The sequence below is a fragment of the uncultured Umboniibacter sp. genome, from assembly GCF_947497555.1.
Classification (GTDB): Bacteria; Pseudomonadota; Gammaproteobacteria; order Pseudomonadales; family DSM-25080; genus Umboniibacter.
This window is the reverse complement of sequence record NZ_CANMGY010000002.1, coordinates 80,497-100,826: the sequence shown is the minus strand read 5'-3', so window position 1 is coordinate 100,826 and position 20,330 is coordinate 80,497. Positions and strand designations below refer to the sequence as shown.

The window sequence follows — 20,330 nt, the reverse complement described above, 5'->3', positions numbered from 1 at the left end:
CTGTGTCGTTGTCAGACCTGTCGTTACAGCAAATTGCTGCAGCCCCCGATGAGCAGGGGCGTTTTGGCCAATTCGGAGGCCGCTTTGTATCAGAGACTCTGATTCAAGCGCTTGATGAATTACGAGATACCTATGAACAATTATCGAATGACCCAGCGTTTTGGGCCGAGTTTGATCGCGATTTAGCGCATTACGTGGGGCGTCCTTCACCGCTTTACCATGCCGAGCGATGGTCGAACGAGGTGGGTGGGGCACAAATCTATCTCAAACGCGAAGACCTGAACCATACGGGTGCGCACAAAATTAATAACACCATTGGTCAGGCGCTGTTAGCGAAGCATATGGGCAAGCCGCGGATCATTGCTGAGACCGGAGCGGGCCAGCATGGCGTAGCGTCAGCAACCGTTGCAGCACGTTTGGGTTTAGAGTGTCATGTCTTCATGGGCTCAGAGGATATCCAGCGTCAGGCGCTTAACGTGTATCGCATGAAGCTACTAGGTGCCAATGTGATCAGCGTAGAAAGTGGTTCAAAAACCCTTAAAGATGCGATGAATGAAGCGATGCGGGATTGGGTTACTAATGTCGATGACACCTATTACATCATCGGGACGGCCGCAGGCCCTCACCCGTACCCGAAATTGGTTCGTGATTTCCAATCTATTATCGGCCGCGAAACTCGCCGTCAATCACTCGAGCAGATTGGCAAGCTGCCCGATGCGTTAGTCGCCTGCGTGGGCGGGGGTTCGAACGCTATTGGCATGTTCTATCCATTTATCGAAGACGAAGGCGTAGAAATGTATGGCGTTGAAGCTGGCGGTGATGGTGTCGAAACCGGTCGTCATGCGGCGCCACTGTCAGCAGGTATTCCAGGCGTATTGCACGGTAATCGTACCTACCTAATGGAAGACGAGGACGGGCAGATTATTGAGACGCATTCAGTCTCGGCGGGGTTGGACTATCCGGGTGTGGGACCTGAACACAGTTGGTTAAAGGATGTTGGCCGAGCCAACTACGTGGCGATCAATGATGACGAGGCGTTAATTGCGTTCCGAAAACTGACTCACACAGAAGGCATTATGCCGGCACTGGAGTCCGCTCACGCGATAGCCTATGCCGAAAAGCTGGCGGCAACGATGACACCTGATCAAAGTATTGTGGTGAACCTTTCGGGTCGTGGAGACAAGGATATTCTGACGGTTGCTGCCATTGATGGTATCTCTGTGGAGGGGCAGTCATGAGCCGAATCTCGGGTGTTCTCGCTGAGCTTAAGGCGCAAGGTAAAAAGGCACTGATTCCGTATATCGTAGCCGGTGACCCGGCTATTGATGCAACGGTACCGCTGATGCATAGGATGGTTGCTCAGGGAGCGACCATTATCGAGCTCGGTGTGCCGTTCTCTGACCCTATGGCTGAGGGGCCAACCATTGCTTTGGGGCACGAGCGCGCGTTAGCTAACCGCGTTAGTCTGCGTAAAGTTCTCGAGATGGTGGCCGAATTTCGCAAAACCGATGACACCACCCCCGTGGTATTGATGGGTTATGCGAATCCCGTGGAGCGAATGGGCTACGAAACCTTTGCAAAGAACGCGACTAAAGCGGGTGTAGACGGCGTTCTGACCGTGGATTTGCCGCCTGAGGAAGCCGTGGAACCCAATGCTATCTTCAAAGCTCATGGTCTTGATACCATCTTCTTGATTTCTCCAACTACCGAAGATGAGCGAGCTAAGTCAATTTTATCGTTAGCCTCTGGCTACGTATACTGTGTGTCCTTGAAGGGCGTTACCGGTGCGGGGAACTTGGATATCGCTGCCGTGGCAGATCGTTTAGCTCAATTGCGCGGCTACAGCGACTTGCCTCTCTGTGTTGGCTTTGGTATTAAAGATGCCGAGTCGGCCCGAGCTATCGCCAGTGTTGCAGATGGTGCGGTGGTAGGTAGCGTATTAGTGAATGCCTGTGCGGAGCATGTAGACTCGCCTATTGAAGACCTGAGTGATGCACTTGGTCACATAATTGGTGAAATGCATCGAGCATTCGATTAGTTTTAGCGTTACAATAGTTACAAATAGACTAGCCAGTCACGAAAGTGCTGGCTATGTTTCTGTGTAGCTAAAGATAAAGTTGGAATTGCATCAATGAGTTGGTTAGACAAAATTGTCCCTGCAGTTCGTGGTAAAGATGACCGCGAAGCTGCCAATATTCCTGAAGGCTTGTGGAAAAAATGCCCCAAGTGTGAGGCGGTGTTATACCGTCCGGAACTCGAACGTAATCTGGATGTGTGCCCAAAGTGCGAGCACCACATGCGTGTTGGCGCCCGTAGCCGATTAGATATCTTCCTTGATACCGAATGGCGCGAAGAGATTGAGCCGAATCTAGAAACCAAAGATCGTCTTAAATTCAAGGATGTCAAAAAGTACAAAGATCGTCTCAGTGCTGCGCAGAAGCAGACGGGCGAGAAAGACGCCATCCTAGCCATGAAGGGCTCAGTAAAAGGCGTCCCTTGCGTTGCGGTCGCGTTTGAATTTGCCTTCCATGGCGGTTCAATGGGCTACGCAGTGGGTGAGAAATTTACCCGCGCCGCGAACGTTGCCCTCGCCGAGGGAATCCCCTTAGTATGCTTCTCAGCTACGGGTGGTGCGCGAATGCAAGAAGCCTTGATCTCATTAATGCAGATGGCCAAGACTTCGGCTGTTATCGAACGCATGAAGACCCAGGGTATTCCGTATATCAGTGTAATGACTGATCCGGTTTATGGCGGTGTGTCGGCTTCGTTGGCACTCTTGGGTGATTTGAATATTGCTGAGCCAGGTTCGCGTGCTGGCTTTGCTGGCCCGTCTATTATTGAACAGACGATTCGTCAGAAGTTGCCTAAGGGCTTCCAGCGCGCTGAGTTCCTATTGGAGCACGGCGCGATTGATATGATTATTCATCGCGCGGAAATGCGTGATAAGTTGGCTGGAATCCTATCCAAGTTGACTCACCGAGAGGAGCCTTCGGCTTAGATGTCGGCTAAGATGACGCTTCCCGAGTGGTTACTGACGCTCGAAGAGCGTCATCATACCGCTATTGATATGGGGTTAAGTCGCGTTCGGCTTGTTGCTGAGCGGATGGGCCTAACCCGTCCTCATGGAACGGTAATCACCGTTGCCGGTACTAATGGCAAGGGTTCATGCGTTCGCACACTGGAAACTGTGCTTCGCGACCAAGGCTACAGTACTGGCGCCTATACCTCTCCTCACCTAATTAAATACAATGAACGTGTTCGCCTGAATGCACTAGATGCCTCCGATGAGGCCTTGGTTGCTGCCTTCGATGCTGTTGAAGCGGCGCGTGGTGACATCGGGTTGAGCTATTTCGAGGCTGGAACCTTAGCGGCGTTTTGGTTATTCGACCAACTCAGAGTTGATTTTTGGTTACTTGAAGTGGGTCTGGGTGGTCGCCTTGATGCGGTTAATATTCTGGATGCAGATATCGCGGTGGTGACCTCGATTGCCGTGGATCACGAAGCATGGCTCGGTTCTGATCGACGTCAGATTGCCCGCGAAAAGATGGGCGTGGCACGCCCAGCGAGACCACTCTTTGTGGCCGAGCAGGATCCACCGGAAGGGATGCGGGAACATGCAGAGTTGTTATGTACCGAGCCCTACTTCATTGATCATGAATTTAGCCTTCAGGTAGAAGGGCCTTCTCTCTCACTTAAACTTCCCGCCAGGGACGGCTCGGTTCTTGCTTTGCAGGGCCTGGCAATTCCTTCACTACCGTTGCCCTCGGTGGCAGCTGCGCTGGCTGTGTGTCATTGGTTAGGGCTGCTCCCTAAAGACCGACGATTAGATAGGCTGCTAAGCGGTCTGAACTTAGCTGGGCGCTTGCAACGTATTGAGGCGGGCGGGCGAATTTGGTTATTGGATGTGGGGCATAATCCCGCCGCAGCGCGTTATCTTATCCAGCGTAAGGAATTACAGCGAGTAAACCGCTTGGTGGTTGGAATGGTTCACGATAAAGACATTAGTGCTACGTTAAAGGTCTTTGAACCACATTTTCAGCACTGGTATTTCGCAACCCCTAATGCCAATGGTCGTGAGGCAAATGCTGAGGAATTACAGCGATTCATCGTAAAGACGGATGAAAGTCAAGCTTTTGCCAGTGTGAAGGATGCCATTCAATGTGCATTGGATGAAAGCCGTTATGGGGATACAATACTTGTTGCTGGCTCGTTTTATACGGTCGGCGACGCATTACATTGCTTAGCAACCATTAGCTAGAGACCCTATGAAAAAGTCAAAGCGTAAGTTAGGCTTTAACCTCGTTTTCCTCCTCGCAATAGGCGTCATCTTGATACCTGCGTTATGGGAACGGTATCAGCTGGAACAAGTTCAAGGTTCCCTAAATATTCCTCCTCCGCCGCTTGATTACCGTGATTTAACACGAGATATTCCTACGATTCCGAGCCCAGACAGTCAGAATTATTTCGCTAGTCTTTACCAACTTGATGAATCCAAGATTGTTGAATCTGATGGCGTTAGTATTGATGACTTAGGTAATAATTTACCGAGAGCTTGGGTGATCTATGCGGGGGAGTTTAGCGAAGCTGCCAATGCACATGCGTTGGAGGAGCTATTGAGAGTGCGAGGTCTCAAGTCATTTGTAACGCCAAATCGCAATGCTCCAGGACCCTATCGAGTGATGGTGGGTCCGATGATCGTCTTTGAAAATGTTACCGAGACGCGTGAGATCTTAAGCGAAGAGTTTGGCTTAACGACTTCTATTATGAAATTTAAACCTTAGAGCATAATAATATGATGACAGTAGATTGGATAATCGTAGGTCTGATTGGTTTTTCCGCCTTAATTGGCGCCTATCGCGGTTTCGTCAAGGAAGCCATTAGTCTCATAGGTTGGTTTGCATCCTTTGTTTTGGCGATGACCTTCGCTGATCAGTTAGCCCCCTTATTTACTGGTATTGAAGCGCCCTCAGTGCGATATCTTGCCGCGTTCGGTGCAATCTTCGTCCTCAGCTTGGTGGCCGTTGCATTGATTAATGGTCTGTTGTCATTGCTTATCGAAGCCACCGGCCTATCCGGTAGCGATCGCGTGTTAGGCGCGGTCTTTGGCTTGGGCCGAGGCTTTATCATTATTTTAGCCGCCGTGGTCTTTCTGCCGGGCCTAGTGCCGGTGGATCAAGACGGTTGGTGGCAAACCTCATTACTTATTCCAGAGTTTCAGCAGTTTGAAGGTTGGGCTCGTGATATTTTTCAGCAATTTTATTCTTGGCTACAAAGCCTAATCGGGAGAAGTTAAGTATGTGTGGCATCGTTGGTATTATTGGCCAGAGCCCCGTCAACACGCAGATTTATGATGCGCTAACCTTGTTACAACATCGCGGTCAGGATGCCGCCGGCATCATGACTAGTGCGCGCGGGAAGTTTCAGCTCCAAAAAGCTAACGGATTAGTAAAAGACGTGTTCCGTACTCGACACATGAAGCGTCTTGAAGGCAATATTGGTATCGGACATGTCCGCTATCCCACTGCGGGTTCATCGTCGCCAGCACTGGCCCAGCCATTTTACGTTAATTCGCCTTACGGCATTGGAATGGCCCATAACGGTAACCTGACAAATACCTCTGAACTGGCGGAAGATCTGTTTCGAACGGACCTGCGCCACCTCAATACCGATTCTGATTCCGAAGTGCTGCTCAACGTCTTCGCCCACGAACTCGGTGATCTGAAGAAGCTTCGCCCAACCCCTGATGATGTCTTTACCGCATTAACTGCGCTGTACCAACGCTGTCGCGGCGCTTACGCGGCAACGGGTATGATCAGTGGTTTCGGTATCTTCGCCTTCCGTGATCCCAATGGTATTCGCCCACTGGTTTACGGCAAACGTGAAGCGGAAAATGGCGAGCTTGAATATATGGTCGCCTCCGAGAGTGTTGCCCTTGATGTCCTTGGCTTCGAACTAGTGCGTGATGTTCGCCCAGGCGAAGCGCTGGTGATTACTGAATCGGGTAAGCTCTTTACTAAGCAATGCGCCGAAAAATCAACGCTTACTCCCTGTATTTTCGAGCAGGTTTACTTCGCTCGTCCGGACTCAGTGATGGATGATGTGGTGGTTTATAAAGCGCGTCGGAGAATGGGCGAGCGATTGGCAGAAAAGATCAAGCGCGAGTGGGCGGATCACGATATTGATGTGGTCATTCCAATCCCAGATACCTCTCGCGTTTCGGGATTAGCCATGGCACAGGCCTTAGGCGTTAAGTACTGCGAAGGGTTGGTTAAGAATCGCTACATTGGTCGTACTTTCATTATGCCGGGTCAGGCGCAGCGCAAGAAGTCAGTTCGACAGAAGCTTAACTGCGTATCGTTAGAGTTTGAAGGGCGCAATGTGATGCTGGTCGATGATTCCATTGTTCGTGGTACGACGAGTCGACAAATTATTCAAATGGCACGTGAAGCCGGCGCCAAGAAGGTTTATCTTGCTTCCGCAGCACCCGCCGTGAAGTATCCAAATGTATACGGTATTGATATGCCGAGTGCAGAGGAGCTCATTGCCTCGGGGCGCACGGTTGAGCAGGTTGAACAGGAAATTGGTGCTGATAAATTAGTGTATCAGGATCTTGATGATCTGATTGCCTGCGTTGATGGTATTAACCCAGAGATTAAAGAGTTTGAGTGCTCGGTTTTTAGTGGCGAATACGTCACTGGAGATGTAGACGCTGAGTACTTACTTCGCTTGGATGCGGCGCGCAATGATGCCGCGAAGAAGAGTGATGACGGTAAAAAAGAAGACGATGAAGACGAAGCGGTAGTTGGCATTCATAACGAAGTTGGCTAGGTTTCGCCGTGAGGATTGACGGAAGTCAGTGCTCGTCGCAATGAAAAGTAGGGTAGGTAAGCATGGATCGTAATAAACAGATGGCAGAGGGCCTAGCAGAGGCCCGCTTAGATACCCTAGCGGTGAGAGCTGGGCATGAGCGAACCATGGAAGGCGAGCATAGCGAGCCCATTTACACTACCTCTAGCTACATCTTCGACAGTGCCGCGGATGCGGCTGCTCGCTTCAACGGTGAGCGAAATGCTAATGTTTATTCTCGTTACACCAACCCGACGGTTCGCACCTTTGAACAACGTTTAGCAGCAATGGAAGGCGCTGACGCAGCGGTAGGAACAAGCTCGGGAATGGCCGCAATTCTCGCCTGTTGCATGAGCTTCTTAGCTGCCGGAGATAAAGTCGTCTGTTCCCGTAGTGTATTCGGTACCACTACCGCGTTATTCAACCGTTATATGACGAAGTTTGGCGTCAGCACCGAGTTTGTTGATCTGTGTGATGTTCGTGCATGGCGCGATGCCGTAGATAGCAACACCAAGTTATTGTTTATGGAAACGCCGTCTAACCCGACGAATGATGTCGTGTCGATTAAAGAGGTTGCCGCAATTGCCCAATCGGTGGGCGCACTGCTGGCCGTCGATAACTGTTTTAGTACGCCAGCGCTACAGCGTCCTATTGAGCACGGTGCTGATCTGGTGGTGCACTCAGCCACTAAGTTCCTGGATGGGCAGGGGCGAGTTGTAGGCGGAGCCGTTTGCGGTAAACAGGAATTGATTGATGAGCTCGTGGTGTACGTGCGCACCTGCGGACCGACGATGAGCCCGTTTAATGCCTGGGTTTTCCTTAAGGGCTTAGAAACACTGAGTTTGCGAATGAAGGCGCATTCAGCTAATGCGATGGACTTAGCTCAGTGGCTTGAAGCTCAGCCTTCGGTTGGTAAAGTGAATTACTGTGGTTTACCATCGCACGCGTCGCATGCAGCGGCCAGTGAACAGATGTCAGGCTATGGCAGCGTAATGAGCTTTACTGTCAACGGCGGGCAAGCTGGCGCTTGGGCGTTTATTGATGCCACCCGAATTTGTTCGCTCACAGCCAATTTGGGCGATGCGAAAACTACGATTGTTCACCCTGCTACCACAACTCATGGTCGAATTAGCCAGGCGGAGCGCGATGCAGCGGGAATCAGTGATAACCTTATTCGGGTGTGTGTTGGCTTAGAGGATGTTGAAGATTTGCGCGAGGACTTCGCCCGTGGCTTGGCGGCCTCTGAGGCGGTTACCTAAATGTTGACGACAGCAGTTTTAAAGCAGCTTGATAAGGTAGTGCTAGGTAAATCTGGGCAAACTAAACTGGCGCTAAGTTGTCTACTTGCGAACGGCCACCTACTGATTGAAGATTTGCCTGGGTTGGGCAAGACCACACTTGCACAGGCGATGGCAAGGACGTTGGGCCTTAAATTCAAACGGGCCCAGTTCACCAGTGATATGCTGCCAGCGGACATCATTGGCGTGTCAATCTTCGATACCGCTAAGCAGGAATTTAAGTTCCATCCCGGTCCCGTTTTTAGCCAAATGTTATTAGCCGATGAGATCAACCGAACTCACCCAAAGACCCAAAGTGCCCTGCTAGAGGCCATGGAAGAGCGACAGGTAAGTGTGGATGGTAAGCGTTATCGCCTGCCGGAGCCCTTCTTTGTGGTAGCAAGCCAAAACCCGCTATCCCAAGATGGCACCTTTAATTTGCCAGAATCTCAACTTGATCGCTTCATGATGCGTATTGAGTTGGGTTATCCCAGTGTTGAAGCGGAGCGAGGACTTCTTCAAGGGCGTAATCCGCGACTACAAATTCCTAATTTAGCGGCGCTAGGCAATGCCGAAACCATTGCGCAACTTCAAGCACAGGTTACGGCAGTCAAGGCTAGTGAAGCGGTTACCGACTATGCACTGCGATTAATTCGGGCGAGTAGAGAGTTAGGTGGAGTCCACCACGGACTGTCTCCGCGCGGCGGCTTAGCCTTGATTCAAGCTGCGAAAGCGTGGTCATTCATTGAAGGTCGTCAGGTAGTGCTTCCCGATGATATCCAAGCGGTGTTTCATGCGGTAGTAGGGCATCGTCTGCTGCCTCATGCTAGCGTCGCCGAAGCGCGTGATGCGAGTACGAAGCTACTCGCCAGCGTTGACGTCATTGCCGCCTAATGAAGTTGGCTCAACGCTTTCAGCGATGGGCTGTTCGTCGTAGCACGGCCGATCATCAAATTCGTTTAACACATCGTAACCTCTATATTATACCGACTATCGTAGGATTCTTCTGGCTGGCTATTTTTGGCTTAGTATGGGTAGGTGCAGCCAACTATGATAACAACCCAGCGCGCTTTTTGGCTTGGTGGCTACTCAGTGTTTTCGTTGTAACCATGTGGATGACACATCGTCAGTTGCAGGGCGCAAAGGTCCGATTGCTTTCCGTCAGCGAGGCACCCGCAGACGAGCTTGCTCGAATTAAGCTGCAGTTAGAGGGAGTTAACGGGGGGCTTGAGGTTCAAATAGATAAGGGTGAATGGCAGCGCTGGCCAGATGGTCAGACCGAGTATATTGGGCAGCTGACGGTCCCAAAACGCGGTTACTATGCGCTACCCGCCATTAAGATTCGTACCCTGTTACCCTTTGGGCTTTTCCGCTGTTGGACGGTACTGCGTTTCACTAAACCTTGCATTGGCTATCCGGCACCGCTAGCGAGTGTCTTCATGCCGCTTTCTCAACATGCGAGTGATGATACTGAACAGGCGAGTCGGCAGCTTATTACGGGCAGCGGAGAAGACTTTAATGAGCTGCGGACATACCAACCCGGCGAGCCGTTATCTCGTGTTGACTGGAAGGCTTTGGCGAAGACTCAGCAGTGGTTTAGTAAACACTACGGATCGCCCAGTGCGGGCGCATGGATCTTGGACTTTGACCGTTTGAGTGGGCACGCAGAGCAGCGTCTTTCGGTACTGTGTTTCTGGGTACTCTCAGCGCAAAGTAACCAGCAGGCGCTGGGGCTTCGCCTCGGGCAGCAGCACTTTGATCTCGCCAGTAGTGAACATCACTATCGGCAAGTTCTTAAGGCGCTGGCGCTGCATGGCCAAGGTAATACGGATGACTAAATTACCAATTAATCGCTTTCAGTTAGCCGCACTCGCGAGTGTCATCATCTTTGCCTACCTGCCTTTTGCGACCGAGTTGGCTTGGGGGGTAAACGTTGCGGTGCCGTTACTATTAATCGCCCGGTTAGCGGTAAGCTTTGGCTGGCTGAATGCGTTGGGTAAATATCAAAAGCTACTGCTAGTGGCGGGTGGCATCAGTATTATTGCCGCGAGTTACAGCAGTGTTTTTTCCCTGGACGCCATGGTTAGTCTGCTGCTTATTATGTGGACCGCTAAGTTTTTGGAGTCTCAGCGTCTGCGTGATGCCTATATCTTACTCTTGCTAACCTTCTTCGTGGCGTTTTGTGGACTACTGTACGCGCAGACCTTACTCTTTAGCCTCTGGGCATTACTACTCAGTGTGTATGCGCTAAGCGTTTTAGTCTTCGTTCACAGCAATAACTTCCGTTCGTCTATCGCCAGGGCCACAGTAGCGGGGCTAGTCAGTCTGCTGATTGCGGTAATACTCTTTGTTCTCCTCCCCGCTACCGGTTCACTCTGGCAAATTCCATTGCAGCGCGATAGGGCCGTCACAGGGCTCAGCGATAGAGTAAGCCCAGGTGATATCGCATCGTTAGCTCAGTCTAATGCCACGGCGTTTCGGGTTGAGACGGTACGTGGTGACTACCCGCAGCCGCGTGATCGCTATTGGCGGGCACTGGTATTGGATTATTTTGACGGTCGAGCATGGCGCACCGGGCGTTATTCACCGTCAGGTTACGCACCGCAGGGAATGACGAATTGTGAACACAGCAGTTACGAGTACACGCTAAGCGTCGAACCGCATTTTCAACCTTGGTTATTTCAGCTTCAGGGGGCCGATTCGCCCAGTGCCGAGATACGCCGCTATTCGAATCAAACCTTACGTTCGGAGCAGCCGCTGGCGAAGCGGTTAAGCTATCGTCTCTGCGAAGCGCAAGATCGCCAGCTTGGCCAGGGAGTGCTAACGCAGGATCAACGCGCCTACTATTTGCGATTAAGTGACAACAACCCCATGGCAAGGGCTTGGGGCGAAGAGTTAGCAGAACTGGGTAGCCCAGACGCGGTGGTTGAATCGGTATTACAACACTATTTTTACAACGCCACCTATACACTTGAACCTCCCGGGTTGGGTGATGATTCTGTGGACGAATTTTTATTTCAAACACAACGTGGATTTTGTGAGCATTTTGCTTCCAGTTTTAGTTTTGTGATGCGTGCCGCGGGTATTCCAAGCCGAGTAGTGGTTGGCTATCAGGGAGGGGAGGAATCTCCCTTTGAACCCTACCTCCGAGTGGCACAGAGTGATGCACATGCCTGGGCAGAAATCTTTATAGCTGGGCAGGGTTGGGTCCAGGTTGACCCGACTGCCTATGTTGCGCCTGAGCGGATTGAGCGCGGTTTGGATGGCGACGGCGAGGCTGTAAGTTGGTTGGCCGATCAGGGTTGGTTGCAGTCTTCAAGTAATGAGATGTTACGAAGCTTGGCGCTCCGCTTGGACGCCGTGAATTACCGGTTCGCTAACTGGGTGTCCGGTTTTAATGAACAGCGTCGCCAAGGTTGGTTAGATGGCATTGGTATCGCTTCGATCTGGCAGAGCGCGGCAGCACTGTTGGCTACAATGTTGGTGATCATTGGCGCGTCCCTGGGCTGGCAGACTTGGCGTAATCGTCCGCGTTACTCAGCGGCTGCGAAACGCTATCAACGGGCGTTAAAGCCGCTAAGAAGAGAAGGCATCAAGCCGCACAAAGGCGAAACCCCACAGCAGTTTTTATCGCGGGTTAAAGCCAGCGCTCCCTCGATGGTAGGGGCATTAGATGACGCTACTAAACGATATTATTCCGACGAGTACGGTGGTTAAAGCCAGCCATTGCGTATGATCCATCCGTCAGGTCTTCACTACACGGGGCTTTCGGTGTCTCGTGCAGATCTGCTCACAAAGTAAGCTACTGCTGGGAATAGCTACTGTGTGCTATCTCAACAATGCGATCCGAAGCCCACGAGTCAAAGCGCCAATCTTTGATGAACGCGCAGTGACCACCGAATTGCTCTAGCTCAACCGTCAGATAACCGGAAGGTGCTAGTTCCTTCAGGTGAGCAGGGGGAATCATTGGGTCATCCGCGGAGGTAATTATTGTGGTTGGCGTTGATAACTCCGCCAGAAAATCACCCACGATGGCATAGGCCTCGAAGTAATCATTAGTCTGCTCAAAGTCCGTGTAACCCAACACAAAGAAATCATTCATTTGATCTAGGGTCTTAAGTTTGGGAAGTGCTGGACCGAAATCTAGGCTCGGAAAATGAGTAAGCTTGGTGTTTAGGGATTTCTTCCACTTACGGACAAAGTATTGTTCGTAGAGACTGACTCCGTTGTTGAGTGCTTCCATGGTAGTGGGAGGGTGCAGGACAGGGCAGATGGCCACTACCTGATGCAGATTGATATGGGCTTCGTGCGCATAACGCGCCACGCGGACACTAAAGTTCCCACCCAGTGAGTACCCACAGAGCACATTATGTTGGCCACCCCAAGCATCACAGGCTAGTTTCACGGCGTCGATAACTTCCTGAAGACGGGTTGAGTTAAATACTTCATCGTTAAGGTGATGGCTGTTGCCATGATCACGTAAATTAAGACGAAGTACATCATAACCCGCCGTTAGCATCTTTCTGCCCGTTGAGAGTACATAAAGCGAATCTGATGAACCTTCCCAACCATGAAGAATAATTGCCAGGCCTTTAGCCGTGCCACTCGATATCGAAGACTGCTTGGTTAGATATGCCAGTAGCTTCACTCCTTCCGGCGTTTCGATGACCACTTCTTCGGCATTCTGGGTCAGTTTCTTAGCCCGTTTAGGCTCTAACACTTTGCGTGGCCCCATACTGGATAAAATAGACTGAAGATGGGGATTACTAAGTCCGCGAGCGGGACGAAAGGACGACATAATTGGATTCCAAAATTCTTGTACTAACGATTACTCGTCATTCTATAGTTTGTCGCTACCGAAGCGCTACCTAGATAAACCGAAACTTGCGTTCTGCCTCAATTCAGTTGAGGTAGCAGTTGGGGTCGGGTACATAACTTGAACTTGGGGTCGGAACTTGGGGTCGGGTACAAACGGAATGGTTTCAAGTAGTTATAAAAAAGCACGCTAGTTGTTAGCGTGCTTTCAAAGGATTAACTGCTTGAGAATCTGTTGCTGACGCGTTCAGTACCTCAAAGCTTGCGGTGACTAGCTTAGAGTCCACCCATGCAGAGGTATTTAATTTCAGTGTAGTCATCCATCCCGTACTTGGAACCTTCACGACCGTTACCGGATTCCTTCACACCGCCGAAAGGCGCCACTTCGGTAGAAATGATACCTTCGTTGATACCGACAATACCGTAGTCTAGCTGTCCAGCGACACGCCAAACCCGACCGATATCACGGGAATAGAAGTACGACGCTAGGCCAAACTCAGTATCATTTGCCATAGCGACCGCTTCTTCGTCCGTTTTGAAGGTAAAGATGGGGGCAACTGGGCCGAAAATTTCCTCGCGGAATACCTTCATATCAGTGGTCACATTGGTCAGGATAGTAGGCGCTACGAAACAGCCTCCTAGACCTCCGTCGTTACCGCCAGCCGCTATTTTAGCGCCGTTACTTACTGCGTCGTCGATGAATGTCTTGACGGTTTTGGCTGCCTTTTCGTCAACCAACGGCCCGAGCGTAACTCCGTCTCCGAACCCGTCACCCATCTTTAGCTTTGCAACCGCAGCAACTAACTTAGCGGTGAACGCTTCTGCGACGGATTCGTGAACTAATAGGCGGTTAGCGCAAACACAGGTTTGTCCAGCATTGCGGTACTTCGACATCATGGCACCGGCAACTGCGGCGTCTAGATCTGCGTCATCGAAGACAATAAATGGAGCGTTACCGCCAAGTTCCATCGAGGTGCGTTTTACCGTTTGCGCACACTGTGCCATCAGGTGCTTACCTACAGGTGTTGAACCCGTGAAGGTTACTTTCTTAACAATTGGATTACCCGTTAGCTCGTCACCAATTTCCGAAGTACGACCGGTAATCATATTGATGACACCGTCTGGAAGACCCGCACGTTGGGCAAGTACACCAATTGCGTAGGCCGAAAGTGGCGTAGCATTAGCTGGCTTACAAACCACGGTGCAACCGGCAGCTAACGCAGGCCCTAGCTTGCGACCCAACATTGCGGATGGGAAGTTCCACGGCGTGATAGCGGCTACTACACCGATACCTTGCTTGATCACGACCATTCGTTTGTCGGCACTGGGTGCTGGGATCACATCACCATAGAGACGCTTTCCTTCTTCAGCGAACCATTCCAAAAAGCTTGCACTGTAGGCAATTTCGCCCTTAGCTTCCGCCAAAGGCTTGCCTTGCTCGGCTGTAAGAATAGCGCCCAGGTCATCTTGGTGTTCGATCATTAGATTAAAGAGGTTGCGTAATAATACAGCACGCTCTTTGGCACTTTTGTTACGCCATGCGGGAAGCGCGGCTTCAGCGGCTTCGATCGCACGTTGAGTTTCGGCCTGACCACCCTTAGCTATTTTGGCAACAATTTCACCCGTTGAGGGGTTAGTTACGTCCACAGTTTCGCCCGAATCAGCGTCAACCCACTGTCCATTAATGAGTAACTTCCCCTGCAGTAGTGAGGGATCTTTCAGTTGCAGTGCCATGTTAGCCTCCAAGCTTCGTAAGGTTCTATCAGCTGAATTGTTTATCTGCTGATTGCATTAGACGTTCGGTTGATTTTATCGAACAGGTGTTAAATATATTTATCAGTGCAGTTTAGATTTCAAATGAGTTTATCGCAACCTCTATGAATGTGCAGTCGTCTTTGGACACTACCAAGAAAAATCATTGATAGTTATTACTCATTAAGTCACCGAACTTGCGCTTCATCGATACGCTCACAAGCCATTTGAATATTTTCGTTAAATCTTGCTGCTAACCACATTGTTGGCCATTCACGGCGAAGATTTCCGCTCGTATTTTCACTCAGTGCAGGATGTCTAAGGCGAGACGGGGTTAACTAGGCAGCGTAGCAGTGAGTCAAGGCGAGTGATGCGACAACTCAATGACCGAAAACATACCGGATGGAGCGAGCGATGGCAGAGGGCGCCGCACTTCGGTAAGTTCGGGTTGGCTTCTTATCCCTGATCGTGCTAAAGTCTTGATAATACATTTGGAAGCAGTTTAATGAGAACAGTATTAGTGAGCTGGTTATGCGTTGTATTGGCCGTTTTTTCGCCAATCACACTCGCCTGGGCGCCTGATACCGATGTTCCGCTCAACGATGTTTCGTTGGTTTCTACGAGTAACTCGATGCAGTTCAGCCCGTTTGAGGTTCATCGGACTACTAATGATAGCGAACGTGACAATCATCAAGCACACCAAGTGTCTCATAGCTCGGCCATTATCAACGATATGTCTCATCACCACAGCCGACTAAAGCTCAGTAGCGAGGCTAATGCCCAACCTGGTAGCGCTTCGGCGGTGAAGTTAGTCAATCACGACTGCTGCTCGACCGACGTAACGGGTAGTGAGCTGATGTCCTTAAGTTGCTTCATGGATTGCTCTGCACTGAGCTTTGGACTGGTGATGCGTAGTAGTCAGCAGTTGATGCGGATAAGCCAAACGTTTGTTACGACTGAAGTGCCAGCCCCCATAGATTCCTTACCTTCCCAACGACTTCGTCCTCCGATTCGTTAAGTCTCGCCCCTTAATGTTACTTATTACAGTCTGAATTACTGAGTAGGTAGCTGCGAAATTGATGAGTTAGCTTTAAATTTGTTCGAATTTTCACTCCGGTGATAGCCGCTTTTTGAGCCCTCATACCCAATAACGTCGTTCAGAAATATCAGGTTCTTTTATGAAGAAACTACTTGTAGCCGCCCTAGTTGGCCTTAGTTTATTTGCCGCCGGTTGGTTCGCCCAACTACTCATTAACGATCACGGAATGATCGCACACGAGGCCTCTCCAAGCTCCATGAGTGCAGAAGCCTCCGATGCCGAGCCGCCGCTCTATTGGGTAGCTCCCATGGATAGTAACTATCGAAGAGATCAACCTGGCAAGAGCCCCATGGGTATGGACTTAGTCCCGGTTTACGAAGAGTCCGTTGAAGGGTTGGTGCAAATTGATCCGGGTTTTCAGGCGAGCTTTGGCATTACCACGGTGACAGCGGAGTCGGGGCGATTGGCATTAGCGGTGGATACCGTTGGCTTCGTGGATTATGCCGAAGATGATGTGAGTCATGTGCACTCGCGTGTTGAGGGTTGGATTGAAAAAGTTTATGTCTATGCGATTGGTGACGAGGTTCGTAAAGGGCAGCCGTTATTCGAGCTCTATTCTCCCGAGGTAGTCTCAGCGCAGAACGAACTTATCGCTAATGTGCAGCGCAATAACACCGCGTTGATTGCGGCGACGGAACGAAGGTTGAGATTGATGGGCCTAGATGATGAGACTATTGCCGACATAAAGCGTGGTGGCGAAGTGGTGGATTCGATTGCCTTCTTGGCGCCCTCCGATGGCGTAGTGACAACCTTAATGGCGCGCGAGGGAATGTATGTAGAGCCATCTTTAGAATTGCTATCCATTGCTGACCTAAGCGAAGTGTGGGTGCGTGCTGAGTTATTTGAACAACAGCAAGCCTGGGTTGAGCAAGGTCAGCCCGTGAATGTAAGGGTAGCCGGTATGCCACGTAGGCAGTGGGAGGGCGAAGTCGATTATATTTATCCGGTAGTCAGTAATGCACTGCGAACCGCCCAGCTGCGAGTGGTATTAGATAACAACGACGGTGCGTTAAAGCCCAATATGTTCACGCAACTGCGGATTGAAGCGGGCGTGACCAAGGCGGGGATTATCGTTCCAGAGGAAGCGCTCATAAAAGGCGAACGCAGCGACAGAGTGGTGATCAAAGTGGGCGAAAGCAGCTTTAGGAGCGTCCGTGTGCGCGCTGGACTTGCTGCCGATGGCGACGTGATCATTCTGCGCGGCTTGTCCGAGGGTGATCAGGTAGTGACTTCGGGACAGTTCTTAATTGACTCAGAGTCCAATATCTCGGCGGCTTCCAACCGCATTAATGGACAATAGGTGGCGATATGATTAAGTGGATTATCAATATCGCGATTGCCAACCGAGGGTTCACCCTTTTGTTGGCAGTGTTGCTGTTAGTGTCCGGCTTAGTGGGCGCACAGCGTTTGGCCGTGGATGCCATTCCCGATTTATCCGAAGTACAAGTGATTGTAAAAACGTCCTACCCGGGGCAATCGCCCGAGGTGGTAGAGGCCCAAGTTAGTTATCCGCTCTCCACGGCATTGCTGTCGGTACCGAAGGCGAAAGACGTGCGTGGCTTCAGCTTCTTTGGCGATAGCTTCATTTATGTGATTTTTGAAGATGGTACCGATCCCTACTGGGCCAGATCCCGAGTACTGGAGAGCCTAGCCCAAGTGGGCAATGAGCTCCCCGCTGGCGTCACGCCATCGATTGGACCCGATGCCAGTGGGGTAGGTTGGGTTTATCAGTACGCGCTGGTTGACGAAACGGAGCAAACCACACTCGCCGAACTCACCAGTCTTCACGATAACTTTATTCGCTACCGCCTACAAAGCGTGGACGGCGTCGCCGAGATCGCAACAGTGGGTGGGATGGTTCAGCAGTATCAGGTTATTGTTGACCCAAACCAGCTACGCGCCTACAACTTGAGTTTGCAGGATGTTGAACAGGCGATTAAGGGTGGCAATCAGGAGATTGGCGCATCCGTCATTGAAATGGCCGAAGCCGAGTACATGGTCAAGCTCTCCGGCTATGTGCAGTCACTCGAAGATTTGCGTGCCATTCCATTGGGATTAATTCATAACGGTGCGAGTCTGCAGCTGGGTGATGTTGCGCAGTTAAGAATAGGGCCGGAAATGCGCCGAGGCGTTGCGGAACTCAACGGCGCCGGCGAAGTGGTAGGCGGAATTGTGGTGATGCGCGCGGGAGAGAATGCGCTAGACACCATTAACGGAGTGAAAGCTGCAATATCACAGTTAGCGCCTAGCTTGCCCGAGGGTGTTGAGATTAAGCCGGTTTATGATCGCTCACAGCTGATTGAACGGGCGCAGCAAAATCTGATTGAACGTCTTGGCGAAGAGCTATTTGTTGTCGCGTTGATTTGCGGCATCTTTCTCTGGCATTTCCGTTCAACACTGGTAATTGTGATTAGCTTACCGCTGGGTATTGTTGCAGCGCTGGGTATCATGAGCGCGCAGGGTATTAATGCAAACATTATGAGTTTGAGTGGCATTGCCATTGCTATTGGGGCGATGGTGGATGGTGCCATTGTGATGGTTGAAAACCTCCACCGTCACCTCAGCGCGAAACGAGGGCGAAGCCATTGGGCATGTGTCCGTGATGCTTCCATTGAGGTGGGGCCGCCGCTATTCTTTTCGCTGCTGATTATCACCGTGAGCTTTCTACCTGTCTTCGCGCTGGAGGGAGCCTCTGGCAAACTCTTCGCCCCCTTAGCCTACACCAAAACCTATGCCATGGCGGTTGCAGCTGGCCTGGCGATAACGGTGGTTCCCGTGCTGATGGGGTACTTGATTAGGGGTGAGTTCAAGGCGCCAAAACACAGCGGTCTAGGCCATAAAATGGTGACTGGCTACCAATGGTTGTTAGCAAAAATGTTGCGCACGCCGGTACTGTGGATTCTCGCTTTTCTCGTGTTCGGCGCGAGTGCTTGGTATCCCGCGCAACAATTAGGTCAGGAGTTTATGCCACCATTAAATGAGGGTGATATTCTCTATATGCCCACGGTTGATGCCGGAATATCCATTGGTAAGGCACGTCAATTACTCCAGCAGACGGATAGGTTGATTGCTCAGATTCCAGAGGTAGAACAGGTATTCGGGAAAGTGGGTAGAGCTAATACCGCAACGGATCCGGCACCGCTGACCATGATAGAAACCGTGATCCAACTGAAGCCAAGAGAGCAGTGGCGCGCTGGCTTAAGTTACGACGATCTGATTGCTGAACTCGATCAGCAGGTTGCCCTGCCTGGGCTTAGCAACGCCTGGGTGATGCCTATTAAAACGCGCATCGATATGCTCTCGACGGGTATCAAAACGCCCGTGGGCTTGAAGGTATCAGGCCCAGACTTGACGGAGATTGAAGCGCTTTCCCAACAGATTGAAACGCTGCTTAGTGGCGATGTGCAAACGCAATCCGTTTATGCCGAGCGAACGGTAGGCGGCCGCTACGTAGATATAGATATTGATCGAGACAAAGCCGCACGCTACGGCTTGAACATCCGGGATATTCAAGAGGTTGTACGTTATGCCGTGGGCGGTATGAACGTGAGTTACAGCGTTGAAGGGGTGGCAAGGTACCCCATTAATTTGCGCTACCCGCAGTACTATCGCTCCTCGGATGATCGTCTTGCGGCATTGCCTATTGTCACTGCCTCCGGGGCGAGGGTGGCACTTGGCGACGTAGCTCGCGTTACGATTAATGAAGGTCCTGGGGCAATAAAGACCGAGAACGGACTACCAACAGCCTATGTGTATATCACACCGGAAGATGATGATATTGCCGGCTACGTGGCAAGGACTGAGGCGCTGTTAAGCGAACAGCTGAATGTAACGCCGGGTTATAGCTGGCAATGGGCGGGACAGTTTGAATACCTCGCCGAGGCAAAACAGACGTTACAGCTCATCATTCCTCTAACGTTAACCATCATCATCGTGTTGCTCTATTTGGCGTTTCGCTCGACAACGGATGTTCTGTTGATTGCCGCGTGCTTGCCCTTAGGCGTAAGCGGAGGGGTGTGGGCACTGTGGCTGTTGAACTACAACCTATCGATTGCCGTAGCGGTAGGTTTTATAGCTCTGGCTGGCTTAGTGGTGGAATTAGGCGTGCTGATGCTCAGTTATCTTAAGTTATCAGAGGTTAAAGGTGCGGCCGAGGACGTTGTCGTTGATGGCGCCGAGGATAATGCTTCGGCGGCTGCGTCTGCTTTGGAGGCTGACAGAGCCATCCCAACGCAGCTTGGAGAGCGGGCTAAGATCAACGAGAACCTGTTGGTGCAAACTTCTGTATTAGAGGGGGCGTCACGCCGACTGAGGCCCATCTGCATGACGGCTGCAACGGTAATCTTCAGCTTACTGGCGATTATGCAAAGCAGCGGCTCAGGGAGTGAAACCATGCAGCGTATTGCTGCACCGATGGTGGGGGGAATGATTAGTGCCATGCTCGTTACGCTGATTGTGATACCTCTAGCCTATGTGGTGACGAAGCGCTGGCGGAACACGGACCTAGCACACGGCCACGATAGCGAGATCTAAGCTCGGGA

General features: G+C 51.1%; 16 protein-coding genes. 14 read left to right on the top strand and 2 right to left on the bottom strand.

Going from position 1 to position 20,330, the window contains the following annotated elements:
- Positions 1-2: 2 nt before the first annotated feature.
- The 11 genes from trpB to Q0698_RS03255 all read left to right on the top strand — a co-directional run bounded on the left by trpB (position 3) and on the right by Q0698_RS03255 (position 11,840).
- Entirely contained in the window at positions 3-1,238 is a 1,236-nt protein-coding gene (gene trpB, locus Q0698_RS03305; RefSeq protein WP_298633711.1) for a tryptophan synthase subunit beta, read from the top strand.
- Positions 1,235-2,038: a tryptophan synthase subunit alpha gene (gene trpA / locus Q0698_RS03300; protein WP_298633709.1), complete on the top strand. Its 804-nt coding sequence runs from the start codon at positions 1,235-1,237 to the stop codon at positions 2,036-2,038. The genes trpB and trpA overlap by 4 nt, the downstream gene beginning before the upstream one ends.
- A 93-nt stretch (positions 2,039-2,131) precedes the next feature.
- Positions 2,132-2,998, top strand: a complete 867-nt coding sequence (gene accD / locus Q0698_RS03295) for an acetyl-CoA carboxylase, carboxyltransferase subunit beta (protein WP_298633708.1) — start codon at positions 2,132-2,134, stop codon at positions 2,996-2,998.
- On the top strand, positions 2,999-4,258 hold the full coding sequence (gene folC / locus Q0698_RS03290) for a bifunctional tetrahydrofolate synthase/dihydrofolate synthase (RefSeq protein ID WP_298633706.1): 1,260 nt from the start codon (positions 2,999-3,001) through the stop codon (positions 4,256-4,258).
- A gap of 7 nt (positions 4,259-4,265) precedes the next feature.
- A complete protein-coding gene (locus tag Q0698_RS03285; protein WP_298633705.1) occupies positions 4,266-4,781 on the top strand; it encodes an SPOR domain-containing protein in 516 nt (171 codons plus the stop codon).
- Positions 4,782-4,792: 11 nt separating this feature from the next.
- Positions 4,793-5,293, top strand: coding sequence for a CvpA family protein (locus Q0698_RS03280; RefSeq protein WP_298633704.1), 501 nt, complete (start codon positions 4,793-4,795; stop codon positions 5,291-5,293).
- Between the two features lie 2 nt (positions 5,294-5,295).
- Positions 5,296-6,828 carry an amidophosphoribosyltransferase gene (gene purF / locus Q0698_RS03275; protein WP_298633702.1) on the top strand — a complete coding sequence of 511 codons (1,533 nt, stop codon included), beginning with the start codon at positions 5,296-5,298 and terminating at the stop codon, positions 6,826-6,828.
- Positions 6,829-6,890: 62 nt separating this feature from the next.
- Entirely contained in the window at positions 6,891-8,105 is a 1,215-nt protein-coding gene (locus tag Q0698_RS03270; RefSeq protein ID WP_298633700.1) for an O-succinylhomoserine sulfhydrylase, read from the top strand.
- Positions 8,106-9,017, top strand: coding sequence for a MoxR family ATPase (locus tag Q0698_RS03265; protein ID WP_298633698.1), 912 nt, complete (start codon positions 8,106-8,108; stop codon positions 9,015-9,017). It abuts the gene before it with no gap.
- Complete coding sequence (locus Q0698_RS03260) at positions 9,017-9,961, top strand: DUF58 domain-containing protein (protein ID WP_298633697.1); 945 nt, start codon at positions 9,017-9,019, stop codon at positions 9,959-9,961. The genes Q0698_RS03265 and Q0698_RS03260 overlap by 1 nt, the downstream gene beginning before the upstream one ends.
- Positions 9,954-11,840 carry a DUF3488 and transglutaminase-like domain-containing protein gene (locus tag Q0698_RS03255; protein ID WP_298633695.1) on the top strand — a complete coding sequence of 629 codons (1,887 nt, stop codon included), beginning with the start codon at positions 9,954-9,956 and terminating at the stop codon, positions 11,838-11,840. The genes Q0698_RS03260 and Q0698_RS03255 overlap by 8 nt, the downstream gene beginning before the upstream one ends.
- Positions 11,841-11,925: 85 nt before the next feature.
- Here the strand turns inward: Q0698_RS03255 and Q0698_RS03250 are convergent, their stop codons facing one another.
- Positions 11,926-12,921, bottom strand: a complete 996-nt coding sequence (locus Q0698_RS03250) for an alpha/beta fold hydrolase (protein ID WP_298633693.1) — start codon at positions 12,919-12,921, stop codon at positions 11,926-11,928.
- A gap of 293 nt (positions 12,922-13,214) precedes the next feature.
- Positions 13,215-14,672: an NAD-dependent succinate-semialdehyde dehydrogenase gene (locus Q0698_RS03245; protein ID WP_298633691.1), complete on the bottom strand. Its 1,458-nt coding sequence runs from the start codon at positions 14,670-14,672 to the stop codon at positions 13,215-13,217.
- 523 nt (positions 14,673-15,195) lie between these two features.
- Here Q0698_RS03245 and Q0698_RS03240 point away from each other — a divergent pair.
- From Q0698_RS03240 to Q0698_RS03230, 3 genes are all read left to right on the top strand, one after another.
- Complete coding sequence (locus Q0698_RS03240) at positions 15,196-15,708, top strand: hypothetical protein (RefSeq protein ID WP_298633690.1); 513 nt, start codon at positions 15,196-15,198, stop codon at positions 15,706-15,708.
- A gap of 160 nt (positions 15,709-15,868) precedes the next feature.
- Positions 15,869-17,089, top strand: coding sequence for an efflux RND transporter periplasmic adaptor subunit (locus tag Q0698_RS03235; protein WP_298633688.1), 1,221 nt, complete (start codon positions 15,869-15,871; stop codon positions 17,087-17,089).
- Between the two features lie 8 nt (positions 17,090-17,097).
- A complete protein-coding gene (locus tag Q0698_RS03230) occupies positions 17,098-20,322 on the top strand; it encodes a CusA/CzcA family heavy metal efflux RND transporter (protein ID WP_298633686.1) in 3,225 nt (1,074 codons plus the stop codon).
- Positions 20,323-20,330 lie beyond the last annotated feature (8 nt).

Excerpts from the sequence above, each read along its gene's own strand:
- Q0698_RS03235 (WP_298633688.1), top strand. The coding sequence starts at position 15,869 with ATGAAGAAACTACTTGTAGCCGCCCTAGTTGGCCTTAGTTTATTTGCC.
- Q0698_RS03265 (WP_298633698.1), top strand. The coding sequence starts at position 8,106 with ATGTTGACGACAGCAGTTTTAAAGCAGCTTGATAAGGTAGTGCTAGGT.
- Q0698_RS03260 (WP_298633697.1), top strand. The coding sequence starts at position 9,017 with ATGAAGTTGGCTCAACGCTTTCAGCGATGGGCTGTTCGTCGTAGCACG.
- Q0698_RS03255 (WP_298633695.1), top strand. The coding sequence starts at position 9,954 with ATGACTAAATTACCAATTAATCGCTTTCAGTTAGCCGCACTCGCGAGT.
- Q0698_RS03245 (WP_298633691.1), bottom strand. The coding sequence starts at position 14,672 with ATGGCACTGCAACTGAAAGATCCCTCACTACTGCAGGGGAAGTTACTC.
- accD (WP_298633708.1), top strand. The coding sequence starts at position 2,132 with ATGAGTTGGTTAGACAAAATTGTCCCTGCAGTTCGTGGTAAAGATGAC.
- Q0698_RS03250 (WP_298633693.1), bottom strand. The coding sequence starts at position 12,921 with ATGTCGTCCTTTCGTCCCGCTCGCGGACTTAGTAATCCCCATCTTCAG.
- Q0698_RS03285 (WP_298633705.1), top strand. The coding sequence starts at position 4,266 with ATGAAAAAGTCAAAGCGTAAGTTAGGCTTTAACCTCGTTTTCCTCCTC.
- Q0698_RS03270 (WP_298633700.1), top strand. The coding sequence starts at position 6,891 with ATGGATCGTAATAAACAGATGGCAGAGGGCCTAGCAGAGGCCCGCTTA.
- folC (WP_298633706.1), top strand. The coding sequence starts at position 2,999 with ATGTCGGCTAAGATGACGCTTCCCGAGTGGTTACTGACGCTCGAAGAG.
- trpA (WP_298633709.1), top strand. The coding sequence starts at position 1,235 with ATGAGCCGAATCTCGGGTGTTCTCGCTGAGCTTAAGGCGCAAGGTAAA.
- purF (WP_298633702.1), top strand. The coding sequence starts at position 5,296 with ATGTGTGGCATCGTTGGTATTATTGGCCAGAGCCCCGTCAACACGCAG.
- Q0698_RS03280 (WP_298633704.1), top strand. The coding sequence starts at position 4,793 with ATGATGACAGTAGATTGGATAATCGTAGGTCTGATTGGTTTTTCCGCC.
- Q0698_RS03240 (WP_298633690.1), top strand. The coding sequence starts at position 15,196 with ATGAGAACAGTATTAGTGAGCTGGTTATGCGTTGTATTGGCCGTTTTT.
- Q0698_RS03230 (WP_298633686.1), top strand. The coding sequence starts at position 17,098 with ATGATTAAGTGGATTATCAATATCGCGATTGCCAACCGAGGGTTCACC.